The sequence below is a fragment of the Streptomyces sp. NPDC103540 genome, from assembly GCF_055584445.1.
The window spans coordinates 154,463-179,524 of sequence record NZ_JBVJMA010000008.1 but is presented as its reverse complement, the minus strand read 5'-3'; the positions used below and the strand labels follow the sequence as shown (position 1 = coordinate 179,524).

Here is a 25,062-nt window from a genome sequence, read left to right as displayed (position 1 = left end):
TCGCTCCGAGACCTACCAGGCCCAGGCCGATTCCCGGCAGCACACCATGGAACCCCCTGCGCCGGCCCCGGTGGAGTCCCTCGAATCCGGGTCGGCCCCGGCCCATGTTCCTCCCCGCGCACCGCCGACTCCGCTCAACGGCTGACGGCAGCCCCCTCCCGGCCCGCGCTCCGGGGCCGGGTCAGGGCGCGCAGGGCCCATTCCAACGGGCCGCGCCGCAGGGGGCTGCCGCGCCATGCGTACTGCCAGGTCAGGCAGCCCAGCAGAGCTGCCGCCACGTACCAGAGGAGGGACGCCCAGTCGCTCCTGGCGTCCGGGAGCATGACGAGGGCGAGTGCGTGTGCGACGTACACGGACAGGGCCATCGCGCCGACGGCGGCGACCGGACCCAGCGCCTTCGCCGCAACCCGCGTTCGGGCGAGCGCCACCATCAGTCCGATCAGCAGGGCCCCGACGCCGGCGTTGCCGAGGGTCTCCAGTGGGGTCTGGCTGTACGGGGTGGCGAGGAGCAGCCAGTCCCACGAGGTGCTGGGTACGGCGCCGAACTGCGATTCGAGGACGGCGGCGATCGGGTCGGGGTGAGCCAGTGCCCAGCGGTGTTCGCGCGCGACGGCGTCGAGGAGCGGGCCTTGGCGCCCTCCGGGGTGCAGGGCGAGCCAGGACAGACCGTACCCGGTGACGGTGGCCGCGGTCCCTCCGATGATCAGCAGGCGGTCGGAGCGAGTGCGGCGCAGGTCGGTGAGGCGGCCCAAGGCCATGCCGACCAGGATGTACGGGAAGTAGGTGAGCAGGGGGTACGCGCCTGACAGGGTCAGTTGTCCAAGGGCCCGGCCGGCGTCGCTCCAGTCGGCGAGGTCGCCCGGGAGGGGCGTCGCGCCGCGTCCGCCGGTGCGCAGGCCGAACGCGTTGCCCAACACGTAGGAGAGCACGGGGCCCACCACGATGCTCGCGGCGGCCACCGCGATCAGCGTGCGGGTGCGGAGGCGGGTGAAGGGCTCCGCGGCCAGGAAGTAGAGGGCGTAGAAAGCGAGGATGACGAGGATCCCGGGGGAAAGGGCCGCGAGCCACAGACCGAGGGCGGCGAGGACGGCGCAGCGGGTCAGCGTCGTCCACAGCAGGCGCTTTTCGGCGATGCGAGAGCGAGCCAGGGCAAGGGAGAAGCCCGCTATCAGCGTGAAGACGGCCGGGGCTCGGCCGTCGGCAGCGACGAGCAACCAGCCGGCGCCGGAGAAACGGGGGGTCGGGCCGACGTGAACCGCGAACATGCCGAGGACTGCGATGCCGCGGGCCGCGTCGAGCCCCATGAGTCGATTCGCTCCCATGTGGAGTGGGAGGGTGTAAAGGCTCCCGAGGTTGCGTTCGCAGGCCCTGTTGATTTCGTCGGGGTTTTGGTCAGAGGGGGTACGCCGCCCCCCGGGGCCGGGCCGCGGCGGCGTCGTTGCCCACCCTCTTCACCGGCCTGGGGTCCACGTACTCCACGCCTTCCCGGCCGTGGGAGGGCGAGTACCCCGGCAGGAGCCTTGGGCCCGGCCCGCGAGGACCGGGCCGGGCCGGTTCGGTTCGGTTCAGCCGAACAGGTCCGCGAGCAGCTCGGGGCCGATCGGGATCGGTGCCGGACGGTGGGCGGGGGGCTGCTCGCCCATCAGCTCGCGCACCAGGAAGTCCCAGCAGCGGGTGCGGACGTAGGCCAGGTGGTCGATGAACGTGTGCTCGGCGCCCGGCACGATGAACAGTTCGAAGTCCTTGCCGGCGGCGATGAGGCGGTCGGCCAGGCGGAGCGTCTGCTCGGGGTGGACCTGGTCGTCCATCTCGCCGTGGATCAGCAGGAGTCTGCCCTCCAGGCGGTCGGCGAGGTCCACGCTGGACGTGCGGGCCCAGGCCTCGGGGTTGTCCGCGCCGTCGTAGCTCTCCACGAAGCCGGCGTTGAAGTGGCGGGCGTCGTGCGAGCCGGCGAGGGCGACCCCCGTCTTGAAGACCGCGGGGAAGTCCAGCATCGCCCGCGCCGCGGCAAACCCGCCCCCCGAGTGGCCGAACACGCCCACCCGGTCCGGGTCCATCCACGGCCGGGTCTCGGCCAGCTGCCGCAGTGCGGCGACGTGGTCGGCCAGGTTGCCGGCGTCGGCGAGGCGGCCGGAGGAGGCGTCGTGGAAGGCCTTGCTGCGCCCCGGGGTGCCCCGCCCGTCCAGGGCCACCACGACGAAGCCCAGCGCGGCGAGGGGTTCCGCGTCGATGCCCATCCCGCCGGGGTCGAAGCTGGGGGTGACGCGGGTGAGCTGCGGGCCCGGGTAGATGTTGTCGATGACCGGGTAGCGCCGGGTCGGGTCGAAGCCCCGCGGCCGGTACAGCACCCCGTACAGGTCCGTCTCCCCGTCGGCGGCCTTGACGCGGAACCGCTCCGGCGGCGTCCAGCCGGTGGCGGCGAGCCGGGTGACGTCGGCGCGCTCCAGCTCGACCAGCACCTTTCCGGTCCAGTCGCGGACCGTCGTCACTGGCGGGGTGTCGACCGTGGACGCGGAGTCGATGAAGTAGGCCCGGTCACCCGGCAGGGTGGCGACGTGGTCCAGGCCGTCGTCGGTCAGCCTGGTGAAGCCGGAACCGTCGAGACCGGCCCGGCACACCGTGCGCCGGTACGGGTCCTCCTCGACCAGGCCGGAGGCGGTGAAGTACACCGCTCGCTCGGCCTCGTCGACGTGCAGGATCTGCCGCACCGCCCACTCCCCGGAGGTGACCTGCCCGAGCAGGGCGCCGGTGCGCAGGTCGTAGCGGTACAGGTGGCCCCAGCCGTCCCGCTGCGAGTACCACAGCACCTCGTCGGTCAGCACCCGTACGATCGGCGGTTCGTACGCCCACTGGTTGGGCTCCACCCGGGTGGAGCCGGTCTCGCCGAGCACGGTGGTGACCTCGCCGGTGGCGGGATCCAGCCGGTACAGGGTGAGCGTGCGCTGGTCTCGGGGCCGGCCGAGGTAGTACACGGCCGAGCCGTCCGCGGCCCACCACGCCCACTGGGCGGCTATGGGCGACATCACGGGCATGAGCAGCGGCTCGGCCTGCGCGCGGACCACCGTGCCGGAGGCGACGTCCAGCACGATCAGTTCGGCCCGCGGCACGTGCTCGTCGCCGGGGTGGGCGAAGCGCTGGGTGTGCGTACGCGGCGCGCCGCCGTCGGCGGGCCGGGCCTCGATCAGGTGCGTCTCGCGCACTTCGCGTTCGTCGGTGCGGTGGGCGAGGACCTTGGTCGAGTCGGGCGACCAGGCCACCGCGGGTGGCAGGTACGGCAGGCCGATCTTGCGCAGCAGGGTGCTGTTGGCCGTGGATTCCGGGCCGGTGCCGTACTGGTGGCCGGGGGCGCCGTCGGCGGTCAGCGCCCACTGCCTGCCGTCGGACAGCGAGCGGGCCCACAGGTCGTGGCCGTGGCGGAAGACGGCGGTCTTCCCGTCGGGCGACGTCACCTCCAGCGGGTTGCCGGGCGGCGTGAACTCGGCCTGCTCGCAGGTGTACCGGTCCAGGTCGCAGCGCCAGTACCGGCCGAACGCGTCGAACTCGACGGCGTTGCCGAGCAGGGCGATGCCGGTGAACGGCAGGGCCTCGGGGTCGGTGTGCTGTCCTGCGGCGGCGGTGAGCGCGGTGGCGAGCCGGGCGTGGTCGAAGGCGGGCTCGCGGGTGCCGGCCACCGGGTCGACCAGGACGAACCGCTTGCCGGCGCCGTTGCCGACCGCGTACCAGAAGCGGGCGCCGCCGTCGGTCCACTGGGGCCTGACCTTGTCGCCGGTCACCAGCTCGCCCGGGACGGCGATCCGGCGCAGGAGCCGCTCCGCGGCCTGGTAGTCCTGTGTGGTGCTCATCGTTGTCGTTCCTTCGTCGGTCGCGGTGTGCGGATGGCCGGGTCGGGGTCAGAGACTGCGGGCGGTGATGTCGCCGTAGGAGGTGGTCGCGCGGATCTTCAGACCGGCGTCGGCGCCGTCGGTGTTGGCGAGCGCGTTGTGGATCCGGCCGTGGTCGGTGCGGGCATCCAGGGAGGCGGATACGCCGGGGGCGGCGCCGACGGAGATCTCGCCGTGCTCCGTGGTCAGGGTGACGGTGCCGGTCACGGCCTCGGTGACGCGGATGTCGCCCTTGCGGGTGCTGATGTGGGCGGCGCCGCCCAGGCGGCCGACCGAGATGTCTCCGGCCTGGAGCACGAGGCGGGCACCCGCGGTCTCGGCGAGTTCGACCGTGCCTTGCGCGGCCTCGTAGGCGACCTCGCCGAGCCGCCCGACACCGTGGAACTCGGTGGCGGCCGTCTTCGCCTCGACGCGGGAGCCGGCGGGCAGGTGGACGGTGACCTCGACGGATCCGGAGTTGCCGAGGAGCTGGTTGTTCGCGGCGGGGGCCGTGATCCGCAGGACTCCGTCGCCGTACGTGACGGTGGTCTGCTCCGCCGCGCGCACGTCTCGGGCCTTCGAGGCGTCCGAGGGGAGGACCTCGACGGTGGTGTCGGTCCGGTCGGCGGCGACGAGCCGGATACGTCCTGCGGGGAGCTCCAGGACGGCGGCGGGCGCGGTGGGGGTGTCGAACTTGTGCATGGTGCTCTCCTTGAGCTCGTTGTCGCTGGTGGGTGGTCGTGCGTCAGGGGCCGGCGACCGCGGCGAACCGGTCCTGGCTGGGCTCGGGTCCGCCGGCGGCGGCTCCCCCGGCCTGGTCCTCTTCGACCGCCGCTTCGGCCTTGCGGCTCCGCAGGAGGCACAGGGCCGGCAGTGCGGCACCGACGGAAGGCCCTTCGACTAGGAGTGTTCGGGGGCGCCTGCCGGCGGGACCCATTCGGTGAGCTGCACCACGACGCCGTTGGGATCCGTGAGCTGGAGCAGTCGTTCACCCCACGGCTCCCGGCGGATGCCGCCGTCGACGTGGGCTCCCTCGCGCCTCAGCCGTTCGTACTCGGCGGTGAGGTCCGTGACGGTCAGGGTTACTGCGAGGTCGGCCAGGCCCTGCCCCCGCCAGGCCCGCGGCGACTGCTCGGGGTCCCGCTCGGTCAGGGCGATCTCGGCGGCGGTGTCCTCCCGACGGAGGCAGACGTACCCCTGCGCCGACTCGGTTTCGTGGAAGCCCAGATGAGTGGTGAAGAACCGGCTGGAGGCGTCCACGTCATCCACGATCAGGGACACCTTGGTAGTGACGACGTTCATGCAGTGAGCATCCGGTGTGGACAAGATGATCATCAACGGTTGATCATGCAACGCCGGTTAAGCCAGGGGTTAACGAACATGCGGGGACGTGGGGGCGCGTGGAGCTGCGCGACATAGAGATCTTCCTGACCTTGTCGGAGGAGCTGCACTTCGGACGGACGGCCGAACGCCTGCACGTGTCGGCGGCGCGGATCAGCCAGGCCATCAAGAAGCAGGAACGGTCGATCGGAGCCGAACTCTTCGAACGCACCAGCCGCCAGGTACGGCTCACACCGGTCGGGGAGCAGCTGCTCGGTGATCTGCGGCCGGTGTTCCGGGGCCTGAAGCAGAGCCTGGACCGGGCCCGGCTCACCGCCCAGGGCAAGACGGACGTCCTGCGGATCGGCCTCATGGTCACCAACGGACACGAACTGAGGCCCTTCTGGGACGCTTTCCGTTCACGGCATCCGCAGTGGGGCCTGCGCCTGAGCCACAACGGCTACATAGACCCGTTCGCCCCGCTGCGGCGAGGTGAGGTCGACCTGCTGCTCTCCTGGCTCCCGGTGGAAGAGCCAGATCTGACCGTGGGGCCAGTGCTCTTCGAGGAGTCCCGGGTGGCCCTGGTGGCCAACGAACACCGGCTGGTCGGCTGCTCGTCGGTGACCCTGGAAGCGCTCGCGGACCACGGAATCGTGGGGCCGGACGGGCCGCAGCCCGACTACTTCGAAGACGCCTTCGCTCCGTTCACCACGCCCAGTGGCCGTACCATCGAACGGAAGTTCCTGGTCACGACGCTGGACGAGCTGTACACGCTCGTCGCCGACGGGGAGGTCATCCACCTCTTGGGCAATCAGGTCACCCGCTTCTACGTCAGGCCCGACGTCACCTACATCCCTGTCCGCAACACGTCCCTCCTGCGCTGGGGGCTGGTCTGGCGCTCGGACAACGACAACCCGATGGTCAGGTCGTTCGTCCGCATCGCCCGCGAACTCGGGCCGATGTCCTTGTAAGCACCAGCCGCCGTCGCGATCCTCCGGTTCGCACCGTGTGCACCCGGCGACAAGCCGACGGTCAACGCCTGATCAGGCGTCGCTGATCAGGCCCCAATCAGTAGACAAACGAGAACGTGAGGGCGCGACGTGGAACTGCGCGACATAGAGATCTTCCTGACCTTGTCGGAGGAGCTGCACTTCGGACGGACCGCCGAACGGTTGCACGTGTCGGCGGCGCGGATCAGCCAGGCCATCAAGAAGCAGGAACGGTCGATCGGAGCCGAACTCTTCGAACGCACCAGCCGCCAGGTACGGCTCACACCGGTCGGGGAGCAGCTCCGCGACGACCTGCTCCCCGTCTTCCGGGGGCTGAAAGCGAGCGTGGACCGGGCCCGGCTCACCGCGCAGGGCAAGACGGACGTCCTACGGATCAACCTGCTGGTCTCCAACGTCCAGGAACTGCGGCCCTTCTGGGACGCGTTCCGCTCCGTCAACCCGACGTGCGGGATACGGCTGCGCTACAACGGCTTCATCGATCCGTTCGGGCCGCTGCGCAGGGGCGAGGCGGACCTGCTGTTGGCGTGGCTTCCCGTGGAGGAACCGGATCTCACCGTGGGCCCGGTGCTCTTCGAGGAGCCCCGGGTCGCGGCCGTGGCGTCCGACCACCGGCTGGCGGTCCGGCGCTCGGTGTCCCTGGAGGTGTTCGCCGACCACGGTGTGATCGGCGGGGATTCGCTCCAGCCGGACTACTGGGAGGACGCGTTCATGCCCTTCTACACGCCCAGCGGCCGGACGGTCGAACGGAACATCTGCTTCGCCAGTGATCTGGACTCGATCTTCATGATCATCGCCTCGGGTGAGGCCGTCCACTCCTTCGCGTCCCAGGTCACCCGCTTCCACGTCCGGCCCGACGTCACCTACATCCCCCTCCACGACGCCCCGATGATGCGCTGGGGCCTGGTCTGGAGGTCGGACAACGACAACCCGATGGTCCGGTCCTTCGTACGCATCGCCGGGGAACTGGGGACGATGTCCTTGTGAGGGGCCAGGCCCGTCACGGGGGCAGACCATGCCGGGGGCCGTGGTCGGGGTGCCTTGCCGGGAAGCGCGCGCCACTGTCCGCATGCAGCTCAGTGGCTGCGGCGGTAGCGGGCGGCGATCAGGGAGATCGTGAACATCGCGGTCATGACGCCCACGGCCAGCGTCAGGGTGCCCGCCTTGCCGCCGCTCATCGACCAACCGTTGCCGAGCAGGAGGGCGGTGCCCCCCGTACGGGCGAGGGCGGCGTAGCCGCGGTGGGCGGTGCGGCTGAAGTGGCGGGCCAGGACGTAGCAGGCGGCGATCATCGAGAGGAAGGTGACCGCGCCCGCGGCGAAGTGAGCGTAGCTGTGCCAGGTGAGTGCGGTGGGCATTCCGTAGGGGGTACCCGCCGGGAAGCCATCGGCCGGGTCCATGACGAACACGCCCGCCGCGATCATGCCGATGCCCGACATCCGTACCAGTCGAGGCGCCCAGGTGCTTCCGGGGGTGCCGTGCAGGGCCCGGCGCAGGCCGGTCGCTCCGAGGATGAGCAGGGTGCCCACGGCGAGGAAGTTGGCGATCTGGAGCCAGCCGAGAGAGCCGTTGCTCAGGGCGCTCAGGGGATGGCGGGTGATGTCGAAGCCCTCCCGGGTGGCGGCCTGGGTCAGGGCCACGACCGCCCACAGCGGTGAGGCCACCACCGTGGCGGTGAGCAGCCGGCGGGTCGTGGACCGGGCGGCGGCCGGGGTGCCCGTCGCGGTGGACGTGGTGGGGGTGCGGTGGTCGAGGGTGGTCATCGGGTGCCTCCGGCTCGTCGTGTTCGGTGCTTGCCCTCACGTCGAAGGAGCGATGTGACAGGGAATGCTCGAATTCCCTGTCACATAGGCTCGTTCGACGTGAGGGTGGACAGGAGAGCCCGCCGCGATCGACCGTCGCGGCGTCCCGACACGAAACGAGAAGAGGGATCCCCGTGCGCTACCTGATGACGACCAGGCCTTCCGCCACCGTCCCCGACGAGAAGCTCTACGCCGAGATGAGCCGGTTCATCGAAGAGTTGACGGCCGCCGGTTCGCTGCTGGCCACCGGCGGCCTGGAGCCGGGAGGTGTCCTGCTTCGCTCGGCCGGTGACGAGATCACGGTGACGGACGGGCCGTTCGCCGAGGCCAAGGAGGCCGTGGCCGGCTTCGCGTTGATAGAGGTCCGGTCCAGGGAGGAGGCGATCGAGCTGGCCCGGCGTTTCCGAAGGATCGTCGGGGACGGCGAGAGCGTGGTTCAGCAGGTCTTCGGCCCCTGAGCCGCACCGCCGCCGCGGCCGGGGGCGTGGCCCCCGGCCTACGGCGAGGCGTGCCCCGGCTTGCCGGCGACCCGGGGCCCGTGCTGTCATCGGGCCTGTGTCCACGCCCGATGTCCACCGCACCGTCGACGCGGTCTGGAAGCTCGAATCGGCCAGGATCGTCGCGGGACTCACGCGGATGGTCCGTGACGTCGGGCTCGCCGAGGAACTGGCTCAGGACGCGCTCGTCGCCGCACTGGAGCAGTGGCCCGACTCGGGGGTCCCCGACAACCCCGCCGCGTGGCTGACGACCACCGCCAGACGACGGGCCGTCGACCACATCCGGCGCTCCGAGCGGCTGACGCGTAAACAGGAGCAGCTCGCCCACCGTCTCGACCAGCAGCAGGACCACGAACAGGACGACGTCCTGCGGCTGATGCTCGTCTCCTGCCATCCCGTGCTGCCGGCCGAGGCCCGGGCCGCGCTGACGCTGCGTCTGCTCGGCGGTCTGACGGCCGAGGAGATCGCACGGGCCTTCCTGGTCACCAAGACGGTGATCACCCAGCGCCTCGCCGCCGCCAAGCGGACCCTGGCCGAGCGGCGTGTGTCGATCGACCTGCCGGAGGCCGCAGAGCTGGCCGGGCGGCTCTCCTCCGTGCTGGAGGTCATCTACCTGATCTTCAACGAGGGGTACTCCGCGACCTCCGGCGACGATCTGATGCGGCCCGGTCTCTGTCTCGAAGCCCTGCGGCTGGGGAGGTTGCTGACCGAGTCGGCGCCTCAGGTGGCCGAGGTGCACGCGCTGGTCGCGCTGATGGAGATCCAGGCCTCGCGCTCGGCCGCGCGCACCGACCCGGCCGGCGAACCCGTCCCGCTGCACGAGCAGAACCGGGGCCGCTGGGACCAGCTGCTCATCCGCCGTGGCTTCACCGCGATGCTGCGGGCCAGGGAGATCGGTGGAACACCCGGCCCGTACCTGCTGCAGGCGGCGATCGCCGTGAGCCATGCCCAGGCGCGTACCGCCGAGGACACCGACTGGGCGCGGATCGCGGAGCTGTACGGGGCTTTGGTCCGGCTGCTTCCGACACCGGTCGTGCAGCTCAACCGGGCGGTGGCACTCGGCATGGCCCACGGACCGCAGGCGGGCCTCGCCCTGGTCGATTCCCTGGTCACCGACGCGACTCTGCGCGACTACCACCTCCTGCCCAGCGTCAGGGGGGATCTGCTGCTCCGCCTGGGCCGGGAAGAGGAGGCGCGGCTGGAGTTCCACCGGGCCGCGGCGCTCACCGGCAACGCCTCCGAGCGTGCCTTCCTGAACCGACGTGCGGAGGCGATCACACCCACCGGCGGCCCCTCCCGTCCGACGCTCGCGCAGGCCGCGCACGATTTCCTGGGCCGCGATGATCTGGACGCCGCGACGCTCCACTCCTACGGGCAGACGCTGCGGCGTCTGTGCCTCGCCCTCGGCGGACAGCTGCCGCTGGCCGCGCTGACCGCCGACCAGGTGGCGCAGACGTTCACGACCGCCTGGGGAGGGGCCGCGGCCAGTACCTGGAACCGGCACCGTTCGGCCGTCCGGTCGTTCGGCACCTGGGCCTCGCTGGGCGACCTCGCGGCGGGGCTGGAACGCCGGGCCGACACCCGTCCCCGCGCCGGCTCCCGGGCGTTGGCCCGCCCGCCGCTCGACGCGCTCTTCAGCCGCAGTGACCTACCGTTGCGCGAAGAGACGTTGTGGAGCCTCCTGCACGAGTCGGCGGCCGGTGTGAAGGCCGTCCTGGCACTCGACGTAGAGGACCTGGACCTGGACGACCGCAGGGCACGCACGGGGCGCGGCTGGTTGAGCTGGCGCTCCCGTACCGCCGCGCTCCTGCCCCGGCTCCTGGACGGCCGGACACGGGGCCCGGTCTTCCTCTCCGACCGGCGGCCCGGACCGGCCCGGACACCCGCGCCGGCGGATCTCTGCCCGGACACCGGCCGTCGACGTCTGTCCTACGAACGGGCCGAGTACCTGTTCAAGGCGAGCACCAAGTCCCTGGATCCGGCAGGCAACGGCTTCACCCTGCACCAGCTCAAACCCCGGCCGGCGCCGCGGTGATTCGCCCCGCCGGGTACCGAGCGCGGCAGTGCGGGGTGGGAATTCCGCGCCACCGCGGTCACAGCCGGCCGTCTTTCGGCCTGCCGCGGGCAGCCCGAGCCCCAGCGCCGTGGCGGTCGTGCGGAACCGGATTTCCTACGGTCGGCCCTGGTCCTGGGCGTATTGAGCCGCGTACCAACCGGAGTCGATGGCAGGGTTGCGCAGGGTCCCCCAGAAGCGATCGTCGGGTACCGGTGGCAGTGGCGGGTAGCCCAGGTCCGCGTGCAGATCCGTACGCCAGTCGACGGCGAGGCGACCGCGGATGCTCGCGCTCTCACACACGGACCTGTAGGGCGAGCCCCAGATCCCGTGCACCATCTTCTCCGCCGCCCACCGGCGAGGAGCGTCCCGGTGAGCGTCCGCCTGAACGATCACCGTGCGCAGTCGCAGGGCGAGCGGGCCGGTTTGTTGCGGTGGGGGCGGAGCTTCGCCCCGTTCCAGCGCGTCCAGCGCCGTCTGGATCTCCGGGTACTTGTCCAGGCCCGTCTCGACGGCCACTCTGCGCAACTGCCTGCGTGCGGCTTCGGCCACCTGCTCACGTGGCAGGACCGCGAGGAGCGCCCCGATCTCCTCCAGCCCCTCCAGGGCTCCGACGTGGAGGACATCGGTGGGGCCGCAGGGCAGGTCCAGCTCCGGCACGTGCTCGTCCGGCCCGGGAAGGGGGTCGTCGGCGTTGCCCCAGTCCGGGCGGGGCGGCAGGGCCCACTCCCAGAAGAGTCGGCCGTTGAACGTGACGGCGCCCCCGTCCCGGCCGCTCTCCAGCAGGCCGGCCAGGTCTTCCAGATACCTGCCCAGCGAGTCGGCCCGTCCGAAGTCGGTGCCGGTCTCGTCGAAGAACCGTCCGATGGCACCGTAGGAGTCCTGCCCACGGCGGCAATCGACCGTCAGACCGTCAGATGTCACCCCGTAGGAACCGAACTTCAGGTACTCGTCGATCCAGTAGTACTCGGCGTCCTCCTCATCCAGGTCCTCGGCGATGCCGCGCATCCACTGCGTGTCCTCGACGATCTCGCCCACTCCGAGCAGCCGGTCGTCCGTGCTGAAACAGAACGCGTCCGGGCCGTCCACAGCCCCGTTGTGCCGAAGCAACGACGCGACCAGGTCGGGAGGAAAGGTGACGCCCAGAACCTCCTGCGCTGCCGCGATCTCCTCATGCCCAGCGGGCGGCCTCAGCGTGGCGAACGTGCGGGGCGCGTGCTCGCGCAACCAGGCATCGATGCGGTCCCATGATTCCTGGACCAGGTCATTTCTCATGGGCTGACCCTAGAGACAGCCACTGACAGCTCGCGCACGGCGGCCCGTACCGGACGAGCCGTCATGCCCGAGACCACCGCCCTGCCGCTCGCGCCAGTGACCCCGCACTCGGCGATCAACGCGGCGGGATACCGCACCGCCGGCAGTCGTTCGCGTGGTCGTCCTGGCAGACGTAGCGGAGGGCGCCATCCACGCACCATTCGGCGGCCTCCTCGGACAGCAGGTCGGGCCCGGCAAGGAGCAGCCGACGAAATTCCGCGGTGTCCGCAATGTCGGCCGGCCGGTTGGTGAACCACTCGTCGAACCAAGGCCTGTCCCGGTGTATGCGCCAGTGCGCGTTCTCCCGGTCGTCGACAGCCGTGAGGAACCGATCGACGATGCGCCCCCAACTCGGGGCTCCGAACCAGCCGTTGTCGAACGCGCAGAAGGATTCGATCAGGGTTCTCAAGCCGAACTCGTTCTCGTCGAGGCAGCACCTTCGCCCCCATGAGATCGCGACCTGTGCCATCCCCGCGAGTTCTGCGCGCGGATCAACCTCGTGTGCCGGGTCGTCAGGGTTGTGGCAGGCCAGCCCGAGCTCGAGAACAGACTGCCCGGTCGGTAGAACCCGGGACGGGTTGACGATCGCGAGACCGAGAGCGATCCAGTCGACATGGTCGAACGACAGCATCGAGCGCACGAGTCGGGTGGTTGCCGTGTTGATCCGCATCATTGTGCCGTCGTGGAGCGGACTCTTCCCGGCATGCCAGTTCTCGACGGGTGTGTTGCGCCACACGGCGAGCGTGATGCGGGTGGCAGCGAGCCACAGCAGGGCGTCGTCGTCGAGGTGCCCGAACCGCTTGGCACACTCCTGGGCGCCGTAGGCGATCAACTCTTGCGGTTTCGGCCACTTGTGGCTGTCGGGCCCTTCAGGCGCGTACTCGTAGTCGTCGGCGTACTCGTCGAGGGTCGCGCTCAACTCGGCTGCGCTGTAAGCCTCGCTGTACTCGGAGCCGTCCGGCCCCTCGACGGTGTACATGTCGTGGTCCCAGGAGACGTACACGTCGCCCCAGAGCACGACGTCATCGCACTCGCCGGCGTTGTCCGTCACCACCGGCCTGATGGTGATCGGGGCAGTACGCCCGTCGGTTCGCTCGCCGTCCTTCTCGGCGGCCCATGCGGTGATGACCCCGAGCGGCTTTGGCAGGAGAGGACCGACCTCGGTGATGCCGAACGGCTCGTCGTCGTCATCGGTGTCGAACCGGCTGTTGACGAACGCGACCGCCTCGGAGGGCGTGCTGACGATGGACTGGATACCACTCTCGTTGTCGACTACACGCCACAACGCCCTGTTCTTCACGGGGCTCTCCGATCTCGGTGAGTGCACCCGGAGCGGGTGCGATGCGCCGGGTCGCTCGGCACCGACACCAGCTTATGAGCTGATCAACCCACCCGTAGCCCCGAAGGTGCTTGTCGGCGATACCCGGGTCGCTTCCCCACCAGGTGATCAAAAGAACCGCGCGGCGCCCCGACGGCCAAGCGTCGCCCGGACCTTCGGGTTCGGGTCCGTCGCCGGCCGGGTACGCAGGTCTGCCGGCATGTGATCGCTCTCCGCCAGGTGTTCGCGGACCTGCGGGTCGCCGTCGTCGAGCAGCAGCTCGAAAAGCTCTCGCGGTGCGCCGCCCGCCATGCGCTCGGCCCTCCGGTACTTCGGCGCGTTCACAGCCGCGCCACTGCTCTTCGTCGGCTTCGCCTCCCCGACGCTGATCCGCCACGCCTTCGGCACCTCCGAGGTCCACCATCAGCGCCCTGATCGGCGGACCGGCATCCGTCTCGGCGGTGGCGTGGTGGGAGATCGTCCGCCTGCGCACGAGGTACGGCGTGAGGCTACGGAGCCGTTAGGGCGTTTATCGAAAGGCATGAACGGGCCGGGCGGGGTGAAGTCCCGATCCGGCACGTGCGCTCTCTGCTACAGGTCGAGCTGATACCGGTGTGTCGTGTGCGTGGGTGTGTAGCCGAGACCGTCGTTGACCCGTCGCATGTGCGCGTTACTGTCGGCGGTGTCGGTCAGGAGGCCACCGAGGTCCGGATAGGCCCTGGGGCCCGTCCGATGGACTCGGCCTTCATCCATCGGCCAAGACCGTGACCTCGATGCTCGGGCAGCACCCCCGTGCCGTAGTACCGGCCGTCACCTGGGCCATTGCCGGGAAGGACAAGTTCGGTGAAGGCGGCGACGAGCCGCGGAGTTGAGCTCGGCCGCCTCTTGGCTGCCCTGACCTGACACGTTCCCTGAGACGGCGAAACGCCGCGGCATGCGGGGGCGTTTCGTCCGTGCACCGAGTTCAGCGCAAGCCGTCTGTGTCGTCGTACTCTTCGCCGACTGGGAGTGGCGGACGGTCGTCCCCCGGGTCATCGCTGTAGATGACCGCGGAGACCGCGTTGTCGTAGGCATCGGCGAGACCGTCACCGCTTGCGTCGAGTATGTTCTCCCAGTCGATTCCCATACCTACGAGCCTACCCGTAGTGCGCCTCGGGAGGTTGTGGACGGCTGGGCAGCCTTTCAGTGAAGGATTACAGCCACTCGTTGGTCGGCTCCGAGACCCTCGGGTGCGGCGACGAGCGCGGCCTGACGACCGGTCAGCCCCCCAGCGGTCGAGGAGAGATTCCACTTCGTCGGCCTCGCCGTGGTCCGCGACCCAGTCCGCGAAGCCCTCGGGAACGGACCCCCGTTCCCGCAGGATGTCCGCCCGTTGCCGCGGTCCGAGTGCTTCGGCCACGAGCGCCGCGGCGTGATGTCCGGCGTGCCGGAACAGGTGGAGCAAGGCCTCGCCGCGTTCTTCGGCCATGTCTGTGCTCACGTCACCGCACGCTCCCCCTGCGGGAGTCGGGTGGATCCACGGTGCCGGCGCCACGGCGGATCGACGGAGCCGTCACGGCGATGGACTGACTAGGCTGCGTGGCCATGCGAATACTCAAGCGCGCCGCCGTGGTCCTGGCTCTCGTGGTGCCGGCGGTCTGCTGCGCGGGGGCGTGCACGGTGGTGGGTGCCCTGACGGGCTGCTCGGCGCGCGACGCGTCCCTCTCGGCCGATCTGGGCAAGGATCCGATCCTGGACGCCGCACGGCCCGGGTCCACCCCGGTCGGTGAGCCCTACAGCGGGTGCGACGAGGACGACGGCTTCGCCTACGCCGGCCGGACCTACGACCACCCCGGAAGCCGCGCCGACCTCATCGCCCACTACCGGGCCGCCGCGACCACGCACGGCTGGCAGCCCGACCTCAGCGAAGCCACCGGTGGCCCGCACTGCTTCACCCGCCGGCAGGGCCCCCTCACCGTCCACCTCTCGCTCGGTTTCTCCGACGCCTACGACATCCCGGGCCGGGCGCGGGCCAAGCCGAGCGAATACACCATCGAGCTGACGGCCAGTCACGACGGATCCGCCTGGTGCTGACGGTCCCCTGGCCGGACCGGCCGGCCGCCCCGGGCCTCGATGCCGCTTCCGCGCCCCCTCCAAGCCCCCACGCCCGCAGCGCCGAGCGGGCCGCCCCGCCCAGGGGGGTACTGGCGTTCCCAGGGAACGGCAGAGTCTGGTTGGCCGTCCCGGCCGGGCGCAGAGTGGTCCGCATCCGCCCAACGCACCGGCCCGCCGGGGCACCGGGCCGGCCCACCGGGACCGGCCCGCACAGCAGACCCAGGAGCACCCCATGAGCTACCCCGCCCTCGCCACCCGCACCGCCGTCGTCACCGGAGCGGCCAGCGGCATGGGCGCGGCCACCGCCCGACTGCTCGCGGCGGACGGCGCCCGCGTTGCCCTGCTGGCCCGGCGCACCGAGCGGCTGGACGCGCTGGCCGCCGAACTGACCGCCGCCGGGGGCCAGGCCCTCGCCGTCACCGCCGACGTCACCGACCAGGCGTCCGTCGACGCCGCCACCGAGGCCGTCCACGATGCCTACGGCCGGGTCGACCTGGTGGTCAACAACGCCGGAGTGATGCTGCCCAACCCCCTCCCCGAAGGCCGGCTCGACGAGTGGACCCGCATGATCGACACCAACCTCACCGGCGCCCTGCGCGTCATCCGCGCCTTCGTACCCGACCTCACCGCGTCCGCCGCCGACGGCCTCACCGCCGACCTCGTCAACGTCTCCTCCATCGCCTCCCACGTCCTCTTTCCCGACTACGCCGTGTACGGGGCCACCAAGGCCGCCCTCACCCAGCTGTCCGCCGCGCTGCGCACCGAGCTGGGTCCGCGCGACGTCCGGGTCAGCGCCATCGAGCCGGGCCTGACCGACACCGAACTCGGTGGGCACATCGACAACCCGGAACTGCGCGAGCAGCTCGGCGGCATGTTCACAGCGATCCCGGCCCTCACCGCCGAGGACATCGCCGACCTCGTCGCCTACACCGTCAGCCGTCCCCGGCACGTCAACCTGCGCCGGTCGATCGTCCTGCCGACCCGCCAGGCATGACCTGCCCTGGGCCGTCGTCGCGGCCGCACGCGGCACGGTCGACGGCGGCCCGGTGACCGTACGGGCTCCATGGGGGTGCGGTCGCGCGGGGCGCCGGCGCGGGCGTCGGCCTCGTAGACGAACACCGAGGTGTTGGTCTGGTTGGCCACCGAACGGAAGTAGCTGCCGTCCGGGGCGTCGGGAAAGACTTCCTCGACCGTGTAGCGGTGTCCGTACGTGGGGCTCTGCACGAGTTTGCGCGGGGCTCCGACGCGGCGGCGTCCAGCCACCGGATTCCACGCCTGACCGCCTCACCAGCCGCCGGGCGTCTCCCGGTAGGGCTGCGGGTCCGTCACCCAGCCCGCGGCGAGCACCAGCCGGGAGACGCGGTGCACGGCGAGGAAGCCGAAGGGCCGCCGGAACGAGGCGTGGACCTCCTTGTTCACGTACGTCGGCTCCGGCATCCGCGCGCTGCCTTCGCCCAATTCGAAGGCGGTGACCACGGCGGCCTCGAAGCCCTCTTCGGTGAAGGCGGCCGTGGCCGACTGGCGGGCACGGTAGTCGGCGAGTGCGCGGTCGCTGATGCCGGGGAAGTGGCCCGCCGACCGGTCGATGGCCGAGGTCAGTCCGAACACGTCGGGGTGGGCGGTGAGGTCGTGGGTGGCGGCGATCTCGAAGGCCACCGTCGCGACGTGCAGCTTCGGTCGCACCGGATAGAAGTTGCGGACCGCCTCCACGGTGAGTCCGGGCCCGACCTCGCCGTGCGGCAGCCGGTCGCCGGGTACGAGGGCCTGCCGGCCGGAGAGGACGTCCACGCCCGCGCCGAGCACCCGGTCCGCGGGCATGTCCCGCTCGCCGAGGAGCAGGTGGACGTCGATGCCGCGGTCGCCCACGACGCGCAGGTCGGTGACGTGGCCGGCGGGGGTGTCGGCGACACCGACCCGGTCGAGGAGGGACGTGGTGCGCGACAGCCCGGCCAGGTCCCGGCCGGCCCACGGCCCCCTACCGGAGGCGCGGTCGGCGGTGAAGGGGCGGATCCACCGGGTCGCCAGCGCGAGCGCGCTCGCCAGCACCAGGAGGCTGTCCGGGCCCAGGTCGACCGGCATCCTCTCGATCCGCCCGCCCGTCTGCTCGGCCGCCCAGGCGTCGAGCGCCCGCCGGTCGACGGCCCGAAAGCCCGTCAGCTTGCGGTGGCTGTGCGGCGGCAGCCCGGCGATCCACTCCGGACGCACCTTCAACTGCCGGCGGGTCCACAGGCCCAGCGCCGCGTCGACGCCGCGCAGTTCCCGCAACGCGACCAGGAACTCCCGCGCCCTTTCGGCCGCCTGGTCGGCCGGGAGCCCGACGGCTGCCGCGAGCTCGGCACGGGTGGGCCCGGCCGCGCCGTCGGCCAGGAACGCGAGGAGGGGCCACACTCCGGCGGCGGAGAACACCGTGCCGCCCCTCGCCGCATCGGACCCGGGGTCCGCACCCCCGGTGGCCGCGGCCGCCCACCGCGCGGTCAAGGCGTTGACCACCCCGACCGTCTCCTCGACCCTGCTCCGCGCCCCCGCAGTCGTCGCACGCATGTCGCCCCTCATCGCCTCGGCATGTCCATGAACATTGTCCGACAAGGCGCGTCGCCGGGACCCGCCTCCGGGGTTCCGGCTCGGCGCGCCGGCCGCCGGTGTCCGTTCCGCGAGCGGCTCAGTGGGCTCGTCGCAGGAACTCCTCCACGCGCTGAGGGGCGAAGTCGGACCAGAGCTCCGCCGCCTCCTCCACGCGAAGACGCGCGGCCTCGGTGTCCCCCGCGCCGCGCAGCGCGTGCGCCAGGGCGACGAGCGCGTCCGCCCGGCCCCTCGGGTGGGCGTTCGCCAGCTGGAGCGCCACCGCTTCCGTGGCCCGGAGCGCTGCCTCGATGTGGTTCCCCTCCTGGCAGGCCGTCTCGGCCAGGAGCGTCAGCGCGTAGCCCCGAAAGAGCCGATAGCCGTCGGCCGTGGCCTCCTCCAGCAGTTCCTCGGCGAGCGAGCGGGCCCGTTCGGTCCGGCCCAGTGCGAGGGAGCAACGCGCCATTCCGGTCAGGGCGTCCAGCTCGGGTTTACGCGAGGCGCATTGCCGGGCCAGGTCCCTGGCCCGCTCGAAGCTCCGCAGAGCGGCCTCGTGTCCGCCCGTGCGTTCGGAAAGCATGCCCCGCGCGGTGTGCAGGTGTGCCTCGGCCCTGACGTCGCCGCCCGCGAGGGAGAACCCCTCCTCCAGGTGTGCGAGGGCGCCGGCCCGGTCGCCACACTGGAGTGCCATGACCGCCTTCCAGAAGAGGGTGTAGGTCAGGTTGCTGGGTCCCTGACCGGCCCTGCGCTGGATTTCCTCGGCCCGCGCGAGGAGTTCGGCGGCCCGCTCCGGTTGCCCCCGGTCGTGCAGGACGGCGGCGAAGTTGCGGAGGATGTGGCCCTCGGTGGTCGGCGCGTGGGCCATGGCCCGGCCGCCCATCATGCTCTCGTAGAGCTCCTCGGCCTGGCGGAGCATGCCCGCCTCGTGCAGGATGGCGCCCAGGTTGGAGCTGACGATGAGTTCGGGGACGACCTCACCCTCGCTCTTCGCCAGGGCGAGACCGCGGCTTCCGTGAGCGACCGCGTCGTCCAGCCTGCCCGCGTACCAGGCGGCGAGTGCGAGGCTGTTGCGGGCCGCGGCCTCGGCGGAAGCGGCCCCCAGGCTCCGGTAGAGGCGTGCCGCGGCCAGGTCGTGCCGGGTGCTGTCCTCGTACCGGCCGAGGACGAGATGGGCGCTCGACAGGATCCGGTGGGTCGCCGCCTGACCGAAGGCGTGGCCGTCCGCCTCCGCCGCCGCGAGTCCCGCCTCTCCCACGGCCAGCCAGTCGGCGGTGTGTGCGGAGTGCATCAGGTAGGGCCGAAACACGTCGGCCAGGCCCCACGCGAGTTCGAGGGGTCCTTCGTCGGCGGCCCGTTGCACCATCGCCACGACGTTGGCCCGTTCGGCGTCGAGCCAGCCGGCGGCGTCGTCCAGCGTGTCGAAGGCGAGGTCGGCGCCGTCCGCGTACGTCCGCAGGCGCACCATCTCGGGTTGGATCATCCTGGCGGCCTTGTCGACGTTCGCCAGGTACCAGTCGTACAGACGCCGCAGGGCGGCGTCGCGCTCGCTGTCGGGTTCCTCGGCGTGGGCCCGTTCGCGGGCGTAGGCGCGCAGGAGGTCGTGCAGGGCGTACCGGCCGACGGTCCGTTCCTCCAGGAGGTGGGAGCGGGTGAGGGTGTCCAGGAGCTCACGGGCGCGGGCGGGGCGCGTGCCGTCGAGCGCCGAGGCGGCCCCGGCCGTGATGTCCTTGCCGGGCAGGAGGCCGAGGAGTCGGAACATGCGGGCGGTGTCGGGCTCCAGGGTGGCGTACGACCTCGCGAAGACCGTGCGCACCGCGCTCTGGCTGTCGCCGGGGAGTTCCAGGGCGGACAGGGCGTCGGTCCCGGCCAGCAGCGTGACCTGCTGTGCCAGGGTCCGGTCCGGGTGGAGCGCGAGGTCGGCGGCGCTGATGCCGACGGCGAGGGGCAGTCGGGCGCAGGCGGCCGTCAGCGCGGCGGCCGCTGCGGGCTCCCGCGAAACCCGTGCGGGCCCGAGGATGTTGACGAGCATCCGCTCGGCTTCGGAGGGCTCCAGGACCGGCAGCGGGACGGGCAGCGCCCCGTCGCGGGCCACGAGGCCGGAGAGGGCGAGTCGACTGGTCACGATCACCATGCAGTCCGCACTGCCGGGGAGCAGTGGCCTGACCTGCTCCTCCGACCGCGCGTCGTCCAGGATCACCAGCAGCCGCCGGTCGGCGCACAGTGAACGGAACCGGGCGGCGGCGCGTTCCTCCGTCGTGGGGACGTCGCGCGGGGCCACACCGAGGGCCTCCAGGAAGCCGCTCAGCGCGTCGATCGCCCGCAGGGGCCGACCACCTCCGTGACCACGGAGGTCGACGTAGAGCTGGCCGTCGGGGAACCGGTTGCGTCGGCTGTGGCCCCAGTGGGCCGCGAGAGCCGTCTTGCCGACCCCGCCCTGGCCGGTGATCGGGACGACGCGTGCCGCTCCCGGCAGGCGTGGTCCTGCGGCGGGCATCAGCTCGTCGAGTCTTCGCAGGGCCTCCGCGCGCCCGGTGAACACCATGGTGGTGGGCGGGAGTTGGTAGGGAAGGACGGACGGCGCGGGGCCGGCGGATCCGGTCCCGGTGTGACCGCGGTGGTCGGAGTGGCCGGACGGAGCGGTGGGCGCGGGCGCCGCCGCGGGTCGGATCTCCATCAGGGCGGGATCGTCGGCGAGGACGCGGGTGTGGAGCGCGGCGAGTTCGGGACCGGGCTCCAGGCCGAGTTCCCGAGCGAGGTGTGCGCGGGCCTGTCGGACGGCCGCGAGCGCGTCGCCGCGCCGTCCCGAGCGGTAGAGGGCGAGTACGAGTTGCACCCGGAGCCGTTCCCGGAGGGGTTGCCGGGCGGTCTGGGTGTGCAGCTCGGCGATCACGGCGGCGTGCCGCCCGAGCCGCAGGTCGGCGTCGACGCGCTGCTCGAAGGCGACCATCCGGGCCTCTTCGAGGCGGGGCCCCTCCACCTGCCGGAGGTACTCGGAGCGGCTGCCGGCCAGCGCCTCGCCGCGCCAGTGGGACAGCGCCGCGTCGAGCCGGGCGGAGACGGTGACGTCGTCACCGCGTGCGGCGGCCGTGGCGGCGCTCTGCACGAGCCGCTCGAACTCCCCGAGGTCCAGGAACTCGCCGTCCAGCCGCAGCAGGTAGCCTCCCGGCCGGGTCTCCAGCAGTTCCCGGTGGGTGTTTCCCGGTGGTGGGAGAACTCGGCGCAGCCGCTTGACGTAGTTCTGCAGCGTGGTGCGCGCGGTCGTCGGCGGTGTGGTTCCCCAGAGCCCGTCGATCAGCTCCTCCGCCGGCACGGTGTGACCGGCCTTCAGCAGCAGCAGGACGAGCAGATCGCGTTCCTTGGGGGCGGTGACGGCCACCGTCTCCCCCGCGCACCGCACCTCAAGGGGCCCCAGTATCCGGAAGTCGAACAACGCGCCTCGCTGACCATGCATGACGGGAGCCTACGTCAGCCGCCCCCGTCCCTAGTGATCCGCTAGCGGGGTCTCCTCATGCTGCGCCAACCTGCCGGAACCACATCGGAGTTTGAGCCTTGACGACGCACGCATCCCGAGCCTGGCGGAGCCAGGAAAACGCGGTGACACACCTGCGCCCGGCATCACACGACGGCGAGAAGGCCATGCCCTTGGGCGCCCTCGGACTCGACTCCGGCACCGAGAGGGTCTACCGGCTCATGCTGGAGCAGCCTTCCTGGGACGTCGACCAGCTGGCCCGGGGGTTGGGCCAGGACCGGTCGGTCGTCACGCGGGCGCTGGACTCGCTTGCCGATCTCGCCCTGCTGCGCACGGCGGACACGGACGGCTCGGCCCCGGGCACGCCGCTGCTGGTTCCGCCCCGGGCGGGCCTCGGCGCGCTTCTGGAGCGCCGTCAGAACGAACTCGCCCGCACCCGGCTGGAGATCGAGGCGAGCCGTTCCGCCGTGGACGCCCTCCTCGCCGACTACGTCGCGCACGGCCGCACCGGCGCGGCGAGTGTGGAACGGTTCACCGGCGCCGAGGCCGCACGACGGGTCCAGTCCGACCTGTCGGCGCAGGCCCGCGGCGAGCTCCTCGTCCTCGCCCCCACCGCCGCGGCCGGTCGCGGCCCTTGGGACCTCGATGTGCCGGTCCTCCTCGACCTGCTCGCCCGGGGGGTGCGCGTGCGCGTCCTTCACCTGGCCGGCGTTCAGCGTCGCAGTGCCGTGCGGCGCCTGGCGCAGGCCGGCGCCGAGACGCGCACCCTGCCCTCCCTGCCCCTGCACCTGCGGATCGTCGACGACGCGCGCGCCGTCCTGCCCCTGGATCCGCGGGCTCCCGACGCCGGAGTCGTCGCGCTGACCGAGTCGGGCGCCCTCATGGGCCTGCGCGCTGTCTTCACGTACCTGTGGGACCTGGCGGCCGAGGAGGAGTCCGAGGGCGAAGCCCCCGCCACCTGTTCACCTCAGGAGCGGGCGCTGTTGCGCTTCCTGGCCGAAGGGCTGACCGACGAGGCGGCGGCGCGCCGGCTCGGCATCTCCCTGCGCAGCGAACGACGGATGATCACCGCCCTGACGGAGCGGTTCAAGGTCAGCAGCCGATTCCAGCTTGGGCTCCAGGCCGCGCAGCAGGGCCTGATCTGACACAACCGTGCCAGGGGGACTTCATGTCAAACCAAAAGGATGACAACACCCTTGAGCGAATGTCAGAGTTGTTTTCAGAACGGAGCGGGGAAAGGAACGGAACGCCACCCGGCGAGCCCCGTCCCATCCCGCCCCGGAGGGTTTCGACGCTCCCGCCGGAACCTGGGGAAGAAATCAACGGAAAGAAAGGCTCCACATCATGGAGAACGAGCAGAACCTCGTCATGGAGATCCTCGAGGACGACAACTACGACTTCGAGGCCGAGTTCCACCCGCGTCGGGACGTCGGCCACTGAGTCCGCACCGTCACGCGGTCGGCCGTCCTCACGGACGGCCGGCCGCGCCGGCCGTACCTCCCGAACGAGTGGTGAGCTGAATGAGCATCGACATGAGGACCTGGAAGGCGTTCGCGGCGGCCCACGCTCCGGGCTTCTCCCGCCCCGTCTTCCTTCCCGGCCTGGTGACCGACCCGCAGCGGCTGGGTCGGCTGATCGACCGGAGTCTGCGGACGGCGACCCGCCGGGCCCCCGGTGACCTGCGTCTACGAGCCTTCCGCCCCGGCGCCTTCGACTACCCGCTCACCAAGCGTTTCGTGGATTCACCCCTCGCGGACGACGAGAGCGCGGTGGAGTGGCTGGCCCGTACCGCCGGCGACGACGAGGCGTGCGTCGCCGTCAACGACGTCTCCGCATGGGACCTCGGGCTGTCCACCGAGGTCTCCGAGATCGTCGAGGAACTCGTGACCGACGGGGTCCACGAACTTCTCTCCGGAACCGATGCATACACCTTCATCGCCCATTCCGGATGGACTCCTTTCGGTATCCACAAGGACGACGAGCCCTCGCTGATATTTCACCTCGGCCCCTCTCCCAAAGAGGTGTGGATCTGGCACGAGAACCCGTTCGACGCCTCCCGGACGATCCCGAGCCCTTCCTTCGGACATATCTCCTTCGATATCGACGACCATCTCGGCTCCGCCGACCGGCACCTCCTGCGGCCCGGCGATTTCCTCCTGATTCCGCAGGACACCTATCACGTGTTTCGAAACCTCGGCCCCTCCGTTTTCCTCGGACTCACCCCGTACCCGGCCAGGACCCGGTCCGTGATCACCGAGGCACTGTGGCGCGCGGCGGGTCCGGCCGACCCCCTCCCCGCCTACCCGCCCGCCGCCACCGTCGCCGACCGCGCCCGCGCCCTGCTGACCGAGGACACCGCCCATCCCCCTCTCGCCGAGCGCGTCGACCACGAACTGGCCCTGGCCCGACTCCGGTTGCGCACGAACGGCCATCTCGGCCGGCCCCACCGCGCCGCGCTGCCGCGCTCCGGCGCCGCCGTCACCGACCGCCCGTTGCGTTGGTCCCGACCCGGTGCCGTGGCGGTGGCCGCGCACGCCGGTCGTACGACCCTCGTCGTCCGCGGCCGCAGCGTCACGGTCCCCGTCGAGGACCGGGCCGCATTCGACGCCCTGGTGCGGGCGACCGCTTCCACCGCCCCCTTCTCCTTCCGTGAGCTGACGGCGCTCCTGCCCTCCGGACTCGCCCCGGACAGCCGAGCCGAACTCGCCCGCACCTTGTACGCCTTGGGAGCGGTGATCGCCGCATGACCGCGTTCGACGCCTTCCGGCACGCCGACGCGCTGCTCGCGGGCCTGGGAGACCAGCGGCCGCCGGCCGGCGGGGTCCGCCTCCACGAACCCACCGATCCCGACCAGGACCACGGCGCGCGGGAAGCCCTGCTGGCCGGTGTCTGGTCCGCGCTGGCCCGACCGGGCGCGCTCGCGACCAACTTCCGGCTCGTCGAGTCCGGCCGGCCCGTCGACCGGAGCCGGTGGATGCGGTCCCGGGTCGGCGACGGGGAGATCCTGCACACCGCTCTCGTGCCCGCCTACCTGCACAACGCCGTCGAACGCGGAGCAACCCTCGTCATCAGCCACCTCGAGGCGCTCGACGATCGGGTCACGCTGCTGGGCGAGGCTCTCGAATACCTCCTGTGCGCCCGCGCGTGGGTCACTGCTACATCACCGCGGGCGACTCCTCCGCCTTCGACCTGCACAGCGACGGCCACCACACCCTCATCCTGCAACTCCTGGGGCGAAAGCGCTGGCAGGTCGACTCTCGTACCGGCGCACGCTCCACGAAGCTGGCGGACGACAGCCTCGACCGCGTCCTGACCCCCGGCATGTGCCTGTCCGTGCCGCGCGACACGGCGCACCGCGTCAGCGGCACCGGCGAACTCAGCATCCACCTCACCGTCGGATACGAGCCGCTCGCCGAACTCGGCGACGCGTCCCCGACCGACCGCCCGGCGGCTCTGCGCCCCGACCGACGCGCAGGGGCCTCCCTGCGCAGTGCCCTGACCGGGGACGTCGGCCCGAGCACGCGGATCCGTTGGGCCGGCCGGTGGCCCCCGCACATCACCACGGACGACGCGCACGTGACGGTCACCACCATGGGCCGGCGCATACGTCTCGATCGCCGTCTCGAACGTCCCGTCGTGCTCCTGTGCGGCGGTGGCGCCTTCACTTTCGACACCCTGCTCGCCGCGGCCGGCGTGCCCGCCGCCGACCTCCGTGCCCTGGTCGCCTTCGGCGCCCGCAACGACTTCCTGATCTGCGAAGGATGACCCG

General features: G+C 71.6%; 20 protein-coding genes and 1 pseudogene. 9 read left to right on the top strand and 12 right to left on the bottom strand.

Annotation, left to right across the window (positions count from 1 at the left end):
- Positions 1 to 134: 134 nt before the first annotated feature.
- The 4 genes from ACZ6ZI_RS20830 to ACZ6ZI_RS20815 all read right to left on the bottom strand — a co-directional run bounded on the left by ACZ6ZI_RS20830 (position 135) and on the right by ACZ6ZI_RS20815 (position 5,162).
- Positions 135 to 1,322 (bottom strand): DUF418 domain-containing protein, encoded by a 1,188-nt coding sequence (locus ACZ6ZI_RS20830; protein WP_469522891.1) that lies wholly within the window; start codon positions 1,320 to 1,322, stop codon positions 135 to 137.
- A 243-nt stretch (positions 1,323 to 1,565) separates the two neighbouring features.
- A complete protein-coding gene (locus tag ACZ6ZI_RS20825) occupies positions 1,566 to 3,842 on the bottom strand; it encodes a S9 family peptidase (RefSeq protein ID WP_469522889.1) in 2,277 nt (758 codons plus the stop codon).
- A 48-nt stretch (positions 3,843 to 3,890) separates the two neighbouring features.
- Complete coding sequence (locus tag ACZ6ZI_RS20820; protein WP_469522885.1) at positions 3,891 to 4,562, bottom strand: DUF4097 family beta strand repeat-containing protein; 672 nt, start codon at positions 4,560 to 4,562, stop codon at positions 3,891 to 3,893.
- A 198-nt stretch (positions 4,563 to 4,760) separates the two neighbouring features.
- Entirely contained in the window at positions 4,761 to 5,162 is a 402-nt protein-coding gene (locus ACZ6ZI_RS20815) for a VOC family protein (RefSeq protein ID WP_469522882.1), read from the bottom strand.
- A 98-nt stretch (positions 5,163 to 5,260) separates the two neighbouring features.
- Between ACZ6ZI_RS20815 and ACZ6ZI_RS20810 the strand changes: the two genes are divergently transcribed.
- Entirely contained in the window at positions 5,261 to 6,151 is an 891-nt protein-coding gene (locus ACZ6ZI_RS20810; RefSeq protein WP_469522878.1) for a LysR family transcriptional regulator, read from the top strand.
- Between the two features lie 129 nt (positions 6,152 to 6,280).
- A complete protein-coding gene (locus ACZ6ZI_RS20805; RefSeq protein ID WP_469522876.1) occupies positions 6,281 to 7,174 on the top strand; it encodes a LysR family transcriptional regulator in 894 nt (297 codons plus the stop codon).
- 89 nt (positions 7,175 to 7,263) lie between these two features.
- Here the strand turns inward: ACZ6ZI_RS20805 and ACZ6ZI_RS20800 are convergent, their stop codons facing one another.
- On the bottom strand, positions 7,264 to 7,950 hold the full coding sequence (locus ACZ6ZI_RS20800; protein WP_469522873.1) for a DUF998 domain-containing protein: 687 nt from the start codon (positions 7,948 to 7,950) through the stop codon (positions 7,264 to 7,266).
- Between the two features lie 173 nt (positions 7,951 to 8,123).
- Here ACZ6ZI_RS20800 and ACZ6ZI_RS20795 point away from each other — a divergent pair, with 173 nt between their 5' ends.
- Positions 8,124 to 8,447 carry a YciI family protein gene (locus tag ACZ6ZI_RS20795; RefSeq protein WP_469522869.1) on the top strand — a complete coding sequence of 108 codons (324 nt, stop codon included), beginning with the start codon at positions 8,124 to 8,126 and terminating at the stop codon, positions 8,445 to 8,447.
- Positions 8,448 to 8,544: 97 nt separating this feature from the next.
- Positions 8,545 to 10,521: an RNA polymerase sigma factor gene (locus ACZ6ZI_RS20790; protein WP_469522866.1), complete on the top strand. Its 1,977-nt coding sequence runs from the start codon at positions 8,545 to 8,547 to the stop codon at positions 10,519 to 10,521.
- 135 nt (positions 10,522 to 10,656) lie between these two features.
- On the opposite strand, the gene ACZ6ZI_RS20785 is transcribed toward ACZ6ZI_RS20790, so the two are convergent.
- The 5 genes and pseudogenes from ACZ6ZI_RS20785 to ACZ6ZI_RS20765 form a co-directional block, all read right to left on the bottom strand.
- Positions 10,657 to 11,814 (bottom strand): SMI1/KNR4 family protein, encoded by a 1,158-nt coding sequence (locus tag ACZ6ZI_RS20785; protein WP_469522863.1) that lies wholly within the window; start codon positions 11,812 to 11,814, stop codon positions 10,657 to 10,659.
- Between the two features lie 115 nt (positions 11,815 to 11,929).
- On the bottom strand, positions 11,930 to 13,153 hold the full coding sequence (locus ACZ6ZI_RS20780; protein WP_469522861.1) for a hypothetical protein: 1,224 nt from the start codon (positions 13,151 to 13,153) through the stop codon (positions 11,930 to 11,932).
- Between the two features lie 147 nt (positions 13,154 to 13,300).
- Entirely contained in the window at positions 13,301 to 13,579 is a 279-nt protein-coding gene (locus ACZ6ZI_RS20775) for a hypothetical protein (protein WP_469522858.1), read from the bottom strand.
- A 183-nt stretch (positions 13,580 to 13,762) separates the two neighbouring features.
- Positions 13,763 to 14,028, bottom strand: a pseudogene (locus ACZ6ZI_RS20770) (GNAT family N-acetyltransferase); the annotation flags it as partial.
- 107 nt (positions 14,029 to 14,135) lie between these two features.
- Positions 14,136 to 14,297, bottom strand: coding sequence for a hypothetical protein (locus tag ACZ6ZI_RS20765; protein WP_469522855.1), 162 nt, complete (start codon positions 14,295 to 14,297; stop codon positions 14,136 to 14,138).
- Positions 14,298 to 14,755: 458 nt separating this feature from the next.
- On the opposite strand from ACZ6ZI_RS20765, the gene ACZ6ZI_RS20760 reads away from it, so the two are divergent.
- Both ACZ6ZI_RS20760 and ACZ6ZI_RS20755 read left to right on the top strand, forming a co-directional pair.
- A complete protein-coding gene (locus ACZ6ZI_RS20760) occupies positions 14,756 to 15,244 on the top strand; it encodes a hypothetical protein (protein ID WP_469522851.1) in 489 nt (162 codons plus the stop codon).
- Between the two features lie 253 nt (positions 15,245 to 15,497).
- Complete coding sequence (locus ACZ6ZI_RS20755) at positions 15,498 to 16,259, top strand: SDR family oxidoreductase (protein WP_469522848.1); 762 nt, start codon at positions 15,498 to 15,500, stop codon at positions 16,257 to 16,259.
- Between the two features lie 290 nt (positions 16,260 to 16,549).
- Here ACZ6ZI_RS20755 and ACZ6ZI_RS20750 read toward each other — a convergent pair whose 3' ends face one another.
- Together ACZ6ZI_RS20750 and ACZ6ZI_RS20745 are read right to left on the bottom strand one after the other, a co-directional pair.
- Positions 16,550 to 17,806 carry a serpin family protein gene (locus ACZ6ZI_RS20750; protein ID WP_469522846.1) on the bottom strand — a complete coding sequence of 419 codons (1,257 nt, stop codon included), beginning with the start codon at positions 17,804 to 17,806 and terminating at the stop codon, positions 16,550 to 16,552.
- Between the two features lie 118 nt (positions 17,807 to 17,924).
- Positions 17,925 to 21,275: an AfsR/SARP family transcriptional regulator gene (locus ACZ6ZI_RS20745; RefSeq protein ID WP_469522843.1), complete on the bottom strand. Its 3,351-nt coding sequence runs from the start codon at positions 21,273 to 21,275 to the stop codon at positions 17,925 to 17,927.
- Positions 21,276 to 21,418: 143 nt separating this feature from the next.
- Between ACZ6ZI_RS20745 and ACZ6ZI_RS20740 the strand changes: the two genes are divergently transcribed.
- The 3 genes from ACZ6ZI_RS20740 to ACZ6ZI_RS20730 all read left to right on the top strand — a co-directional run bounded on the left by ACZ6ZI_RS20740 (position 21,419) and on the right by ACZ6ZI_RS20730 (position 25,058).
- On the top strand, positions 21,419 to 22,438 hold the full coding sequence (locus ACZ6ZI_RS20740; RefSeq protein WP_469522840.1) for a LuxR family transcriptional regulator: 1,020 nt from the start codon (positions 21,419 to 21,421) through the stop codon (positions 22,436 to 22,438).
- Between the two features lie 375 nt (positions 22,439 to 22,813).
- Positions 22,814 to 24,040, top strand: coding sequence for a hypothetical protein (locus ACZ6ZI_RS20735; RefSeq protein WP_469522838.1), 1,227 nt, complete (start codon positions 22,814 to 22,816; stop codon positions 24,038 to 24,040).
- A 397-nt stretch (positions 24,041 to 24,437) separates the two neighbouring features.
- Complete coding sequence (locus tag ACZ6ZI_RS20730; RefSeq protein WP_469522834.1) at positions 24,438 to 25,058, top strand: JmjC domain-containing protein; 621 nt, start codon at positions 24,438 to 24,440, stop codon at positions 25,056 to 25,058.
- The last annotated feature ends 4 nt before the right edge of the window (positions 25,059 to 25,062 follow it).